14 protein-coding genes are annotated in these 13799 nt (G+C 61.6%); 4 read left to right on the top strand and 10 right to left on the bottom strand.

Going from position 1 to position 13799, the window contains the following annotated elements; translation table 11 throughout:
- Positions 1–5: 5 nt before the first annotated feature.
- On the bottom strand, positions 6–1502 hold the full coding sequence (locus VHO05_RS10360) for an FAD-linked oxidase C-terminal domain-containing protein (RefSeq protein ID WP_329646503.1): 1497 nt from the start codon (positions 1500–1502) through the stop codon (positions 6–8).
- A 386-nt stretch (positions 1503–1888) separates the two neighbouring features.
- On the opposite strand from VHO05_RS10360, the gene VHO05_RS10355 reads away from it, so the two are divergent.
- Genes VHO05_RS10355 through VHO05_RS10345 form a run of 3 tightly spaced genes read left to right on the top strand, consistent with a single transcriptional unit; the run spans position 1889 to position 4756 of the window.
- Positions 1889–2659: a (Fe-S)-binding protein gene (locus tag VHO05_RS10355; protein WP_329646502.1), complete on the top strand. Its 771-nt coding sequence runs from the start codon at positions 1889–1891 to the stop codon at positions 2657–2659.
- Positions 2656–4086 (top strand): LutB/LldF family L-lactate oxidation iron-sulfur protein, encoded by a 1431-nt coding sequence (locus tag VHO05_RS10350; RefSeq protein ID WP_329646501.1) that lies wholly within the window; start codon positions 2656–2658, stop codon positions 4084–4086. Before VHO05_RS10355 ends, VHO05_RS10350 begins: the two co-directional genes overlap by 4 nt.
- A complete protein-coding gene (locus VHO05_RS10345) occupies positions 4076–4756 on the top strand; it encodes a LutC/YkgG family protein (RefSeq protein WP_329646500.1) in 681 nt (226 codons plus the stop codon). The genes VHO05_RS10350 and VHO05_RS10345 overlap by 11 nt, the downstream gene beginning before the upstream one ends.
- Before the next feature lie 40 nt (positions 4757–4796).
- On the opposite strand, the gene VHO05_RS10340 is transcribed toward VHO05_RS10345, so the two are convergent.
- The 8 genes from VHO05_RS10340 to VHO05_RS10305 all read right to left on the bottom strand — a co-directional run bounded on the left by VHO05_RS10340 (position 4797) and on the right by VHO05_RS10305 (position 11525).
- Positions 4797–5021: a hypothetical protein gene (locus VHO05_RS10340; protein WP_329646499.1), complete on the bottom strand. Its 225-nt coding sequence runs from the start codon at positions 5019–5021 to the stop codon at positions 4797–4799.
- A 209-nt stretch (positions 5022–5230) separates the two neighbouring features.
- Positions 5231–6316, bottom strand: coding sequence for a D-alanyl-D-alanine carboxypeptidase family protein (locus VHO05_RS10335; RefSeq protein WP_329646498.1), 1086 nt, complete (start codon positions 6314–6316; stop codon positions 5231–5233).
- A 122-nt stretch (positions 6317–6438) separates the two neighbouring features.
- Positions 6439–7044: a 3-isopropylmalate dehydratase small subunit gene (gene leuD, locus VHO05_RS10330; protein WP_329646497.1), complete on the bottom strand. Its 606-nt coding sequence runs from the start codon at positions 7042–7044 to the stop codon at positions 6439–6441.
- A gap of 43 nt (positions 7045–7087) precedes the next feature.
- The gene (locus tag VHO05_RS10325) at positions 7088–7519 is read right to left on the bottom strand and encodes a hypothetical protein (protein WP_329646496.1); all 432 of its coding nucleotides are present in this window, start codon (positions 7517–7519) and stop codon (positions 7088–7090) included.
- Between the two features lie 50 nt (positions 7520–7569).
- Complete coding sequence (locus VHO05_RS10320) at positions 7570–8046, bottom strand: hypothetical protein (protein ID WP_329646495.1); 477 nt, start codon at positions 8044–8046, stop codon at positions 7570–7572.
- Positions 8047–8278: 232 nt separating this feature from the next.
- Complete coding sequence (locus VHO05_RS10315) at positions 8279–8698, bottom strand: metallopeptidase family protein (protein WP_329646494.1); 420 nt, start codon at positions 8696–8698, stop codon at positions 8279–8281.
- 93 nt (positions 8699–8791) lie between these two features.
- Positions 8792–10198, bottom strand: coding sequence for a 3-isopropylmalate dehydratase large subunit (gene leuC / locus VHO05_RS10310; RefSeq protein ID WP_329646493.1), 1407 nt, complete (start codon positions 10196–10198; stop codon positions 8792–8794).
- A gap of 424 nt (positions 10199–10622) precedes the next feature.
- On the bottom strand, positions 10623–11525 hold the full coding sequence (locus VHO05_RS10305; RefSeq protein ID WP_329646492.1) for a LysR family transcriptional regulator: 903 nt from the start codon (positions 11523–11525) through the stop codon (positions 10623–10625).
- Positions 11526–11821: 296 nt separating this feature from the next.
- Here VHO05_RS10305 and VHO05_RS10300 point away from each other — a divergent pair, with 296 nt between their 5' ends.
- Positions 11822–12685, top strand: a complete 864-nt coding sequence (locus tag VHO05_RS10300) for a hypothetical protein (RefSeq protein ID WP_329646491.1) — start codon at positions 11822–11824, stop codon at positions 12683–12685.
- A gap of 48 nt (positions 12686–12733) precedes the next feature.
- On the opposite strand, the gene trxB is transcribed toward VHO05_RS10300, so the two are convergent.
- Positions 12734–13702, bottom strand: coding sequence for a thioredoxin-disulfide reductase (gene trxB / locus VHO05_RS10295; RefSeq protein ID WP_329646490.1), 969 nt, complete (start codon positions 13700–13702; stop codon positions 12734–12736).
- Between the last annotated feature and the right edge of the window lie 97 nt (positions 13703–13799).

The raw sequence follows: 13799 nt of genomic DNA, 5'->3' as shown, positions 1-13799 counted from the left end.
GCTCCTTACGCCGCTTCCGCGGGATTCTTGTCAGCGGAAAGCTGGGCCTCTTCGGCGGCCATGGCCTTCGCCGCTTCGATGGTGTCGAGAGGAAAAACCTTGCCACAGTTCAGCAGCCAGTCCGGATCGAACACGGACTTGATGCGCAATTGAACAGCAAGATCTTCTGCGGTGAACTGCGCGCGCATAAGATCGCGCTTCTCGATCCCGACCCCGTGCTCTCCCGTGAGGCATCCACCGACGGAGACGCAGAGCTTGAGGATCTCGGCGCCAGCCCTCTCAGCCTTCTCTGTCTCACCGGGGGTGTTGGCGTCGTACATCACCAGCGGATGCAGATTGCCGTCACCGGCGTGGAAAATATTGGCTACCCGAAGCCCATAACGGCCGCAGATCTCGGTGATCTGCTCCAGAACGTGCGGCAAGTGTCCGAGAGGAATCGTCCCGTCCATGCAGTAATAGTCGGAAATGCGCCCGATGGCGCCGAAAGCCGACTTGCGGCCCTTCCAGATCCTGGCGCTTTGCTCCGCCGAACCGCTGACGACAAGCGCGATTGGGTTGAGCTCGTGGGCAATGCTGGCGATATACGCAAGACGATCTGCGATTTCCTGCTCCGATCCTTCGACCTCGATGATGAGCAGAGCCTCGACATTCGTCGGATAGCCAGCCTTCGCAAAGGCCTCGCAGACCTCGATGGCCGGCTTGTCCATGAACTCGATCGCAACGGGAATGATGCCGGACGCGATGATGCGCGCGACACAGATGCCGGCCTTCGCACTGGAATCGAACCCGATCATCATCGGGCGGGCGCCCTCCGCAGCGCGCAGGATCCGCACCGTTGCTTCCGTGATGACCCCGAACTGTCCCTCCGAGCCGACCACCAGTGCCAGAAGATCGTAGCCTTCGGCATCAAGATGTCCGCCACCGATCTCGACGATCTCCCCGTCCATGGTAACGAGTGTCACACCGAGCACGTTGTTGGTCGTGACGCCGTACTTCAGGCAATGCGCCCCGCCGGAGTTCATCGCCAAGTTCCCGGCCAGCGTGCAGGCGATCTGACTGGAGGGGTCCGGCGCGTAGAAAAATTCCTCAGCCGAAACGGCCGCCGAGATCGCAAGGTTGGTGATACCGGCTTCCACCCGCGCAAAGCGGTTGTGGTAGTCGATCTCGAGGACGCGATTCATTTTGGAGACGCCAAGCACGATAGCGTCTTCGAGCGGAAGCGCGCCGCCACAAAGGGATGTCCCTGCGCCCCGCGGCACCACCTTGATTCCCTGTGCCTTGGCGTACTTGAGTACGGCCGAAACGGTTTGGGTCGAGGTCGGCAGCACCACCGCCAAAGGCATGCGCCGATAGGCCGTCAGCGCGTCCGTTTCGAAGGCGCGTCGTCCGTCCTCGTCGGAAATCACGATATCCGCCCCGGCGATGGCAATGAGATCGCGCACGATCGCATCCCGGCGTCCGACGATAGCCGGATCAGGAAGCGGCAGCTCGATCAACGACATCTCTCATTCCTCTCGCATCGGATCTAAAGTCCAAGATCCGCGGGCACATATCGCAGCCGGAAAACCCAACCGGTGCAGGCGAACGTACATAGACGAACAACGTACCGGACGCGACGGGGATGACCGGAAAAATGCCGCCTGGGGGCACCGTTCGTTCCGTCTCCACGCCTGCCCTGAGTCTCGCATGGGCGGGGGAAAGCAGCAACATTGGCCCTAGGGAGAAATGTGGTCGATCCCAAGGCGCTCTTCTAGCCCTCATCCGATTGTTTCGCGACGCACACGGCCGAACGACGTCCCTGGCGAAGCGGATGGCAGCGCGATAGAGTTTGCGCCCCAACGCTTCGAAGCGCGCCCTGAAGCGCTCGAAGAACCCGAGTGAGCGAACTTTGAAACCACGCGTCGGGCTTTTCGTGACCTGCCTTGTCGATCTCATGCGGCCATCCGTCGGCTTCGCGGCGGCCCGCTTGATTGAGCGATCGGGATGCAGCGTCATCGTCCCGGCAGGCCAGACCTGCTGCGGCCAGCCCGCCTACAATTCCGGAGATCCGGATTCTGCGCGCGACCTTGCTTTGCAGACTGTCCGCGCCTTCGAGACCTGCGAGTTCGTCGTTGCACCCTCAGGCTCCTGCGCCTCGATGCTGCGCCTTCACTACCCAGCCCTCTTTAAGGGCCGCGGCGAAGTCGAGCAGGACGTGAAGGCTTTCGCTGCGCGCGTCCACGAGTTGACCTCCTTCCTCGTCAACGTGCGGGGCATGACTGCAACGGGTGCCCAATTCGAAGGCCGGGTGGTGCACCATGACGCCTGCTCCGGCCTGCGCGAGCTTGGCATCCGCGCTGAGCCAAGGCAGCTCCTGGCCTCTGTCGCGGGCTTGGAGTTGCTCGACGCACCTGAAACGACGGCCTGCTGTGGGTTCGGCGGCTTGTTCTCGGTCAAGTATCCCGAGATTTCTTCGGCCGTCGCTGATCGCAAGATCGAAGATCTCAAGACTCCGGCTCCCGATCTCGTAACCGGCGGTGATCTCGGCTGCCTCATGAATCTGGCGGGCCGCCTCAATCGCTCCGGCCAGCCGCTGCCATGCCGTCACGTCGCGGAAATACTAGCGGGCGAAACGCGCGAGCCGCCGATCGCCTGGAGCGAAAAAGGGACGCCGCCGTGACACCCCACACACGAGCGTTCAAAAGCAACGCCCGCACCGCCCTCGCCGACCCTCAGCTTGCCAAAGCGCTCGCCGGATTGCCGGGCGGTCTGGTCGCCCAGCGCGCGGCCGCGAAGGCCAGGGTGCCGGAATTCGAACAGCTCCGCGATGCGGCCCGCGAAATCCGCGATCACACCCTGGCGCACCTCGATCTTTATCTCGAAGGGTTCGTCGCCAAGGCCGAGACCGCCGGCAGCCGCGTCCACTGGGCGGCAGATGCCGCCGAAGCACGCGCGATTATTGCGCGCCTTGCGCAGGAGCGCGGCGCCCGTCTCATCGCCAAAGGCAAATCGATGGTCTCCGAGGAGATCGCGCTCAACCAGCACCTCGAAAGTCTTGGCATCGGCGTCTTCGAGAGCGACCTCGGCGAATACTTGCTGCAACTCCGCGGAGAGACCCCGAGTCACATCATCGCGCCAGCCATCCACCTGAGCCAGGATCAGGTGGAAGCGGATTTCCGGCACCACCACGCCCATCTCGATCCGAAGCGGAATCTCGAAACTCCCGAAGCGCTCGTCGCCGAAGCGCGCGCCGTTCTGCGCGAGCGCTTCCTCGCCGCCGACATCGGCATCACGGGTGCCAACTTCCTCGTTGCAGAAACCGGTTCGGCCGTCATCGTCACCAACGAAGGCAACGGCGATCTCTCAGCGCAACTTCCGAAAACGCACATCGTACTTGCTGCGATCGACAAGGTTGTCCCGACACTTTCCGACCTTGCGACACTGCTTCGGGTGCTCGCGCGTTCGGCGACCGGACAGGACATGACGGCATACACGAGCTTGCTCACGGGCCCAAAAGCGCCGGGCGATCGAGACGGCCCCGAGGAGTGCCACATCGTCATCGTCGACAATGGGCGCACCGAGATGCTCAAGAGCGGCCTCCGCGAGGCCCTGAGATGCATCCGCTGCGGGGCCTGCCTCAACCACTGCCCCATCTACAATGCCATCGGCGGCCATGCTTACGGCTGGGTGTATTCGGGTCCGATCGGAGCGGTATTGACGCCCGCATTTCTTGGCACCGAAGAAGCGCACGACCTGCCCAGCGCATCGACCTTCTGCGGCAAGTGCGAAGAAGTCTGCCCCGTAAAGATACCCCTCACACGTCTGATGCGAGGCTGGCGCGAGAAATGGCTCGCCTCACCGGCCGCTCGCCGCGAGCGAAGCCTCGTCGCCATATGGGCCTTCTTCGCCAAGCGCCCCCGCCTCTATCATATCGCGGCGCGCCTTGGCGTTGCCGCGCTCGGCGCGCTCGGCCGGACACGTGGGGCATTCCACTGGCTGCCATTCGCAGGCGGCTGGACGTCACGTCGCGATTTTCCGGCTCCTCAGGGACGCACCTTCCAGCAACTCTGGACTGAACATCAGCGGGGCGTACCGGATGAGCACTGAAAGGATCATCGAACGCGTGCGCGCCGCGCTTGGCGTCTCGAACAGGACGGACAACGTCCGCCAGCGCGCCGTCGCGGAGAGGTTCTCTCACCCACCGAGCTACCCGCGACCCGCGTTCGCGCGTCTGGACGGTAACGCGCGCAATACTCGGATGATCAGTTGCCTGGAAGCGCACGGAACACAGGTCATCGACATCGACAATGTCGGTGCAGTGCCTCAGAGCGTCGAGGCGTGCCTGCGCCAATACACTCCCCGGCCTCACCTGACGATGGCCGACGACCCGCAGCTCTCATCGCTTGCTTGGCCCGTGTCCCTGAAGCCCGAGCTTTGGCACGGCGAGCCCTTGGGCGACGGTCATGCGGCGCTCACGCATGCTTACGCCGGCGTCGCGGAAACCGGCACGCTCGTTCTATCGTCGGGGCCAGAAAGCCCCCCACTGCTGGCCTTCTTGCCAGAACTCCATATCGTCGCGCTTTCGCGCGACACGATCGTCTCATCATTCGAGGACGCATTCACGCTGCTGTCGGCCCACACCGCACCGGGTCGCTTCCCGCGCGCGATCAATCTCGTCTCGGGAGCGTCTCGAACGGGTGATATTGGAGGGAGGATCGTCAAGGGCGCCCACGGCCCCCGCCGTCTCGCCGTGATTATCTATGGGCCCCCGACCTAGAGGGCTCCCAGAGACGTGGAACGGGCTTTCCCAAACGACCCTAGTGAACGTCGAGGCGGTCGCTTTCGCGGCGGCGGACCATTCGCGCGACCCCACCCCACGCCTGAGACCGGCTTGCATCGCCGAGTTGCCGATGAAGCAGGGCAAAAAAGTCCGCCACCTCCGCGGCGAACGCGCCATGACGACCTTCCAGAACCACGGCCATCAACTCAGCATCATGCAACTGAGGTGGCGTTTCCTTTTTTTGGGGCAACGAACTGCGCATCGTATCCTCTGACGTCAGAATTCGACGGAGGAGGAGCAAGATCGAAGCCAAGATGGAAACTCGCAAAATACGGCCGAAACAGACCATTTTTGCCGTTCGACATTCGGTTGGCGTCCCATTCTAGGTAGCGGATGTGCGCCTACGGCTCTGGGCTGTCCCAGGCTGAGATAGGGAAACCTTAACGGAGCAAGGCCCTCAGGGCCGCGGCCTTAGGGAATGGTCGCTGCTTGGGCCGGCTTGGGCGGCCGCTTCTTGGGCGCTTCCGAAGGGTCCGCAGCGATTTTGGTTACTCCCGGCGCCGGAGCCTTTACGGGCTCCTCCTGCGCCGCGCCGTCAGCCGATTGCGCCGGCTTCTTCACCCGCTTCTTGGCGGTTGGCGATTTGCGGCGTCCCGTACCGCATTCGAACGACCTCACATCCTTGCGCACGCTCATCACGTCTTTTGCGTCGGTCGCGATCGGCATCGTGTCGAGGCTTTGACTGTGATTGAACAGGGCCTTCCAGCCGTAGCTCTGGAAGCCGTGCTCGAGGAGGCTGGCCGCGCGGATGGTACGTTGCCCGCCGGTCGCTTCGCCAAGCACGACGGCCATGATCTGCCGGCCGTCACGCGTCGCACTCGCAACCACGTTGAAGCCGGAGTCGCAAATGAAGCCGGTCTTCATGCCATCCGCGCCTTCAAAAGTGCGCAGGAGGCCATTGTGCGTGCCGATGTGGATCTTGCCGATCCGCGCATCGAACATCGACCAGTACGAAATGTATTCGGGATAATCCCGCACGACCGCTCGAGCGAGCTTGGCCAGATCGCGCGCCGTGGTCACCTGCTCCGGAGCCGGTAACCCGTTTGGATTGACGAACTGCGTCCGCGACATGCCAAGCACGCGCGCCGTCTGGTTCATGTGCGCGACAAACTCAGCCGGAGACCCGCTGATCGCCTCGGCGAGGACAATCGCGACGTCGTTTGCCGACTTGATAATGAGGGCCTTCAGCGATTGGTCGATGGTGAGTGTCGCGCCGACATGCAGCCCAAGCTTGCTCGGCGGCTCGCCCTGAGCGCGCTCGCTATAAGGGATCCGTTGATCGAGCTTGAGCTTGCCGGTCTTGAGGGCCTCGAACGTCAGATAGGCCGTCATGATTTTGGTGAGCGAAGCAGGATGCCAGTGGTCGTCCGCATCCTCGGCGTACAGCACCTTGCCGTCGGAAGGATCGAACACCAGCGCCGGCCCACCGGCAATGGCATGCTCGCCGGCGAGAAGCGTCAGCGCAGACAAGGCGACGGAGAACCAACGTGCTCGCATGGCCTTCCTTGACGATACCAAAACCACCCTGGCACGTATCATATTCGCTCGGATGGCCGCAATCCGCTGAGGACAATTCCCCAGCGTTGTGATCCCGCCAACTCAGCAATCCCGGCTTTGCGTTAGGCCCAGGGCCGCGCCGCGCCATCGCGAGCCTCGAAGTCTCGGATCGCCTTCTCTTTTTCCAGCGTGAGACCGATGTTGTCCAATCCATTGATCAGGCAGTGCTTACGGAACGGATCGATGTCGAACTTGATCACGCCCCCATCGGGACCCCGGATTTCCTGGGCTTCGAGATCGATGGAGAGCGTGGCATTCGCGCCGCGGCTCGCATCATCGATCAGCTTGTCGACCTGATCCTGCGGAAGCTTGATGGCCAAGATGCCGTTCTGGAAGCAGTTGTTATAGAAGATGTCCGCGAAATCCGGAGCGATCACGCAGCGGAAGCCATAGTCGAGCAGCGCCCACGGGGCGTGCTCGCGCGAAGACCCGCACCCGAAATTGTCCCCCGTCACCAGGATCTCTGCCTTCCGGTAAGCCGGCTTGTTCAGCACGAAATCCGGATTTTCCTTGCCGGACTGGTCGTAGCGCAGCTCGTAGAACAGCGCCTTACCGAGCCCGGTGCGCTTGATCGTCTTCAGGAACTGCTTCGGGATAATCATATCCGTATCCACATTCCGGAGCGGAAAGGGAGCCGCGACGCCCGTAAGCTTGGTGAACTTCTGCATGTTCGTTTGTTCCTGAAACCTAAGAGTGAAGCACCACGAGGACCTAAGCGCGCAGGCTATCGGCCAGCGCTCGAAAATACCCCTCGGCAGCAAGCAACCTGTCCGTACGGATGCTGGGGGCCGCTCCGGCGGCCAGACCGTCAGTCCCTGCAGGACAAAGCTGCCGAAGCCGCCTTTTAACGCCAGCTAGCTTTCGTCCGTCAAGATGGTGTTGGAGCACGCCGACCAGCGTCTCAAGATACCCGGTGATCCGGCCGAATTCTCGAGCCACCCCACGCGCGGCGGCCTTGTCAGTAGGATCCGCCATTAATCTTCCCGAAAAGCGGGCGGCACGGCCGAGCGTCTCGGCGATCGCATCGGCATATTTCGCGACTTTGGCCCGCCGCGAACGGTCCAAGGCTGCGATAGCTCCAGCCCACCGGCTGAGTGTTTCCGCAATCGAAAGAAGCCGCTTTGAATAGTCCAAAATGCTCATGAGGGGCGATCTTAGGCCCCAGCATCGGCACGAGGATAAGCCACCCCGGCTCAGCGAATAGAAGGATCGGCGAAGCACTGGCGCATATACGCACAGCGGTGCGAGCCCGCGAAGTGCATGCTGTCGCCCTTGGCCGGCGAAATGAATGTGCAGACCTCCTCGAGGCCGGCCTCGTCGAGCCAGCCTTGGCGGCGTCCCCGCTGGACAGCAAAGCAGTCAGCAGTCTCCTCATCGGGCCCGCGGAACTGGTGGCCGCATTCGTGCGCGAAGATCCACAGTTTCACCGGCGTCGAAACCTTGGAAAGCAATCGCGGATTGAGGATCAGGAAACCCGGATAAGCCGCGCCGTAGTCATCCAGCTGACTGTCGATGACCGTCGGACGCTGCCCGCAAACTTGCTGGCGCCCGTCGAGCTTGAGTTCGCCGGGTGACAAAACGTGTGCATCCCCGCCCACGTGCTCGGCATATTCTTCCGGCGTGGGGACATCGTCGGCTGCAGCCGGGCGAGGCGCTATTGCGAGCGCCACGAGACAAACGCCCAAAGCAAACCAGCGAAATACAGGGAAAGCTTGACGGTGAACCGTCGTCAAATGAACACCTCTACGCGACACCCGCACGCGCCCCGAAGAAAACCTAGCAGGTCCAACTTCGCCTGCAAAAGTTAACATTCACTCAGGCTCTGGCCGAGCCTCTACCTGCTAAAAATCTGTGGCTGATATGCCGCGCCCCGTTTTTTTGCTCGACGGGAGGACTGCACGGCTAATCGGCTGCCTGCTCTTCGATTTCCTCCATGTCGTCGTCAGAGAAGCCAAAATGATGGCCAATCTCGTGAACGAGAACATGTGTGATGATTTCCCCGAGGCTTTCGTCGCCGGTCTCCATCCAATAATCAAGGATAGCGCGGCGATAGAGAAAAACCATATCCGGTTCGCGCGGCGCGTCGAGCACGCTCTTCTTGTCGAGGCTCAAGCCCTGATAAAGCCCCATAAGATCGAAGGGGCTTTCAATGTCCAGCTCATCGAGGACTTCTTCGAGGGCAAAGTCTTCGACCCGGACGACAACATCCCCACAAACCTCGCGGAATTCCGGGGCAATTCGCTCCCACGCGGCAGCGGCCATGACTTCGAAATCCGCGAGCGACGGCGCCGTCGCCGATTTCCAGTCTATCCCATGCGACATGCCTTGTTCTCCCGCCGTGTCAAACCGCGAACGGGAGAGATAGGCGCTTCGGCCCCACGACCGCAAGGGCGGCGCGCGGCCGAAGCGAGAGACTTAGTTCTGCCAGCTGCGAATGTCGACAAAGTGGCCGGAGAGCGCAGCAACCGCAGCCATGGACGGCGAAACAAGATGCGTACGGCCTTTGTAGCCCTGGCGACCCTCGAAATTGCGATTCGAAGTCGAAGCGCAGCGCTGGCCCGGCTTCAACTGATCCGGATTCATACCGAGGCACATCGAGCAACCCGGCTCGCGCCACTCGAAGCCGGCCGCCTTGAAGATCTGGTCGAGACCTTCGGCCTCGGCCTGCTCCTTTACGAGACCGGAGCCCGGAACGATCATGGCGTAGGCGAGACGATCCGAGATCTTCTTGCCTTCGACGATCTTGGCGACCTCACGCAGATCTTCCATACGTCCGTTGGTGCAAGAGCCGATCCAGATCACGTCGAGCGGGATGTCCGTCATCTTCGTGCCGGGCGTCAGCCCCATGTAGTCGAGCGCACGCACCATCGAGGCACGCTTGTTCTCATCCGCAACATCGGCCGGATTGGGGACGACACCCGCAATCGAAACGACGTCCTCGGGGCTTGTACCCCACGAGACGATCGGCGGCAGCTTGGCGGCGTCGAGCCTGACCTCGCGGTCGAAGTGCGCGCCTTCGTCCGTGGCCAACCTCTCCCAGTACTTCATCGCCGCGTCCCACGCCGCGCCCTTCGGCGCCTTGGGACGGCCCTTGATGAAGGCATAGGTCTTCTCGTCCGGGGCAATCATGCCGGCGCGGGCGCCGCCCTCGATCGACATATTGCAGACCGTCATACGGCCTTCCATCGAAAGACCGCGGATCGCTTCACCCGCATACTCGATGACCGAGCCCGTACCGCCGGCCGTTCCGATCTCGCCGATGATCGCCAGGATGATGTCTTTCGCGGTCACATGCGCGGGTAACTTCCCGTCGACCGTGACACGCATATTCTTGGCTTTCTTCTGAACAAGCGTCTGCGTGGCGAGAACGTGCTCAACCTCGCTGGTGCCGATCCCGTGGGCCAAAGCGCCGAACGCACCGTGGGTCGACGTGTGGCTATCGCCGCACACGATTGTCGTTCCGGGCAGAGTAAAGCCCTGCTCAGGACCGACGACGTGAACGATGCCCTGCCGCTTGTCGAGTTCGTTGTAATATTCAACGCCGAAATCACGAGCATTGTCGGCCAGCGTCTGAACCTGAATGCGGCTGTCCTCGTCAGCGATGCCCTTGGTGCGATCGGTCGTCGGTACGTTGTGATCGACGACCGCCAGCGTCTTTTCAGGAGCGCGCACCTTCCGCCCGCTCATCCGAAGCCCTTCGAAGGCCTGCGGGCTCGTCACCTCATGCACGAGATGGCGATCGATGTAGAGCAGGCAGGTGCCATCGGGTTGCCGGTCGACAACGTGGTCGTCGAAGATCTTGTCGTAAAGCGTCTTGGCCATGATGGGGCTCGAGGGTTCGGGACAAAAAAGCTGCCGGAAAAACGGATTTCCGCATTCCGAGGGAAGGCGCTGCATTCAAAGAGAAGCATCAGATAGCGTCTCGCGCGGCCGGTTGCAAATCAGCCGCCCTTGGGAGACCGATAAGTCGGGATCCGACGGGTCCTAGAGGCTATTTTTGCGACGATTTGCCCTGGATGATCAGGCGAGCCACCAAAGAGGCCGGGCCCCGGGATGCCTCCGGAAAGGGAGAACCATTTCCGCAGCGAAGCATCCCGAGAAACAAGCCCGGCCCAAGGGAACCCCCGATGCGAAAGCCTGCAGGTGGTGGCAGTTAAACCCGCAGGCGGGCATTCGCACCGGATGAACGATATTACGTTCAAACCTGGGTCTAGATTTGAAATGACGAAAAAATAATGTGTCCGGACTAATCACGCCAATGGCGAGCTTTGGCGACCAGAAAGTCCCGCAAGACCTGAACCTTCTTCGAGCCCTTGAGTTCTTCGGGATAGACGAACAGTACCGGCAGGTGCGGTTGTTCCGGCTCTGATTTCGTCAGCACGGGGACGAGATCGCTGTCCTGCTCCGTCATGTAGTCGGGGATCATCCCGATCCCGATGCCAGCCAGGACCGCCTGCTTGATGGCAACGACACTGTTCGTCCGAAGCACGGGCTCGCGTGGCTCTTGCCCCTCGCGCCCTGCCGTCTCCAGCCAGCTGATCGCGGGAAGCAACTGGGCCGTCTGACCGCTGTACGACAGAATGCGGTGACTTCCGTTGTCGAGGTCCGCAAATGTCTCGGGAACCCCGAAACGGCGCGTATATTTTGCAGACGCCATCGGACGTACGCTGGCCGTAAACAGCGGGCGACGGATCAGGTCCGCTTGCTCCGGTTCACGCGTCCAGATGGCGACGTCAGCGGCGCGCATGGCGATGTCGATCTGATCATCGTCAAGCAGCAGCTCAATGCGGATCTCGGGATAGAGATCCATGAACTCCCGAAGCCGCTGCGAGACCCAGACGGTTCCGAGGCCGACAGGCGCCGCGACACTCAACACGCCCGAAGGTTTGGTTGTCGTATCGGCGAGCAGAGTTTCCGCCGTCTGAAGTTTGGTCATCACCTCGGCGACGGTCGCGTAGAGCAGCTCTCCCTGTTCAGTCAGAACGAGGCCGCGCGCGTGCCGGTGAAACAACGAAACCTTGAGATCGCGCTCAAGCGCAGACACCTGCCGGCTGACGGCCGACTGGCTCATATGCAGCGCGTCGCCAGCATGCGTGAAGCTGCCTGCAGCAGCAGCCGCATGAAAGATCCTGAGCTTGTCCCAATCCATAAAAACATCCTCGGACGTACAATCGGCTGACGCAATCGAGCCCAATGAGCCGTGCGGACAGAGCGCCCGCTTGGGCGCTGACATATGACTGACCTTAGCATTGCGATTATTTGATATCGAAAGGAGCTAGGCCATCGAAAAATGCATAACAGCGCCTTTCCACCACAGGGACCGCATTGGCTGGCAAAGCAAAGAACCGATGCCTATAACTCAGGCAGTCCTGCGAATTTCAGGTATCCATACACGCACAGCTCCCGTCCTCCCGGCAGGCCGGCCCAGATAAGGTTACCTTCCCAATGCGGTTGACCCACGTTGTAGCTCTCACCCTGGCCCTCTCACTTGCGGGCTGCGGCGGTTCCGATCAACCGTCCAAGCTGTGGGAAGCCTCCGGCTTCCAGACCCCGGAGTCGGCACTTCCAGATACCGACGCGGCCGTGATCTACGTCAGCAACATGGCCGGAAAGCCGAACGAGAAGGATGGCAACGGTTACATCTCGAAGCTCTCGCTCGACGGCAAGGTCATCACCGACAAATGGGTGACGGGCCTCGACGCGCCTAAGGGCATGGCCCTGGTCGACGGGAAGCTGTTCGTCGCCGACATCGACAAGCTCGTCGAGATCGATGTCGCGACCAGCGCCATCACCACCAAACACGAAGCGGCCGGCGCCAAGATCCTGAACGACGTTGCAGCCGGTATCGATGGCGATATCTACGTGTCCGATTGGTCCGGAAATGCCATTTGGCGGCTCGCTGACGGCAAGTTCGAGAAGTGGCTCGAGAGCGATCAGCTCAAGAACCCGAACGGCCTCCTCGTCGAAAGCGACAAGCTGGTCGTGGCCGCATGGGGCGCAATGGAACCGGACTTTTCCACCAAGACCCCCGGCAACCTGTTGAGCGTGAATCTCGAAGACAAGACCATCTCGAACCTCGGCGACGGCAAGCCCGTCGGCAACCTGGACGGTCTGGAGCCGCTCGAAGCCGACACCTACATCGTCACCGATTGGGTCGCTGGCAAAGTCTTTGAGATCGCGAAGTCAGGCAAGGCGAAAGAACTGCTCTCGTTGAGCCAAGGCTCAGCCGACCTCGGATATATCCCGGCGAGCCGCACCGCCATCATCCCCTTGATGGTCGACGGCAAGGTCGTCGCCTACAAATTCTAGGCATCATTCCTCTCCCCGTTGTGAAACAACGGGGAGAGGAATTGCGTTTTACTCCGCAGCGGCGGCGGCCGTCTCTTCCGCGTGAGCGAGAAACCGCTCCGCTTCGAGGGCTGCCATGCAGCCCATGCCAGCCGCCGTCACAGCTTGCCGATAAACGTCGTCCTTGACGTCGCCCGCCGCGAACACACCCGGGATGGAGGTCGCGGTCGAATCCGGTGCCGTAATCAAATAGCCCGACGGCTTCATCTCGAGCTGCCCTTTGAACAGCTCCGTCGCGGGCGCATGACCGATGGCGACGAACACGCCGTCCACCTTGCGCGTCGTGACCTTACCCGTCTTGACGTTCTTGATCTTGACGGCCTCGACGGCGCGCGGCTCACCGACGCCCACGATCTCGTCGATCGCGCTGTCCCAGATCACTTCGATCTTCTCGTTCTTGGCGAGTCGCTCTTGAAGGATCTTCTCCGCGCGGAAGTGATCCCGCCGATGCACGACGATCACCTTCTTCGCAAAGTTGGTGAGGAAGATCGCCTCTTCGACAGCCGTGTTGCCACCGCCGACGACCACCACTTCCTTGCCCTTGTAGAAGAAGCCGTCGCACGTCGCGCACGCCGAGACACCGTAGCCCTTGAAGTGCTCCTCGCTCGGAATGCCGAGCCAACGCGCCTGCGCACCCGTCGCGATGATCAGCGCGTCACACGTGTAGTGATCGCCGGAATCACCTTCGAGGCGGATCGGACGCGATTTGAGATCCACCTTGACGATGTAGTCCATGATGATCTCGGTGCCGACGTGCTCGGCCTGAGCCTTCATCTGCTCCATGAGCCAAGGCCCTTGGATCACGTCCGCGAAACCGGGATAGTTCTCGACATCGGTCGTAATCGTAAGCTGTCCGCCGGGCTGGTTGCCCTGGATCATCACCGGCTTCAGCATGGCGCGGGCCGCGTAGATCGCAGCGGTATATCCCGCAGGCCCGGACCCGAGAATGATGACGCGTGAATGCTTGGCTGTGCTCATGATCGACCCTTCTGCCTCCGGATCGTTCCGGAAACGGCTGCCCTCATATAGTCAAGGATTGGGGTCAGCGCGAGCCCCGGTGCCCGCAAGTCCATGC

Origin of the sequence: Hyphomicrobium sp., from assembly GCF_036262015.1 — a bacterium.
In the GTDB taxonomy this organism is placed as follows: domain Bacteria; phylum Pseudomonadota; class Alphaproteobacteria; order Rhizobiales; family Hyphomicrobiaceae; genus Hyphomicrobium_C.
Note: the sequence above shows the minus strand (reverse complement) of the source record. Positions and strands in the feature narration are given on the sequence as shown.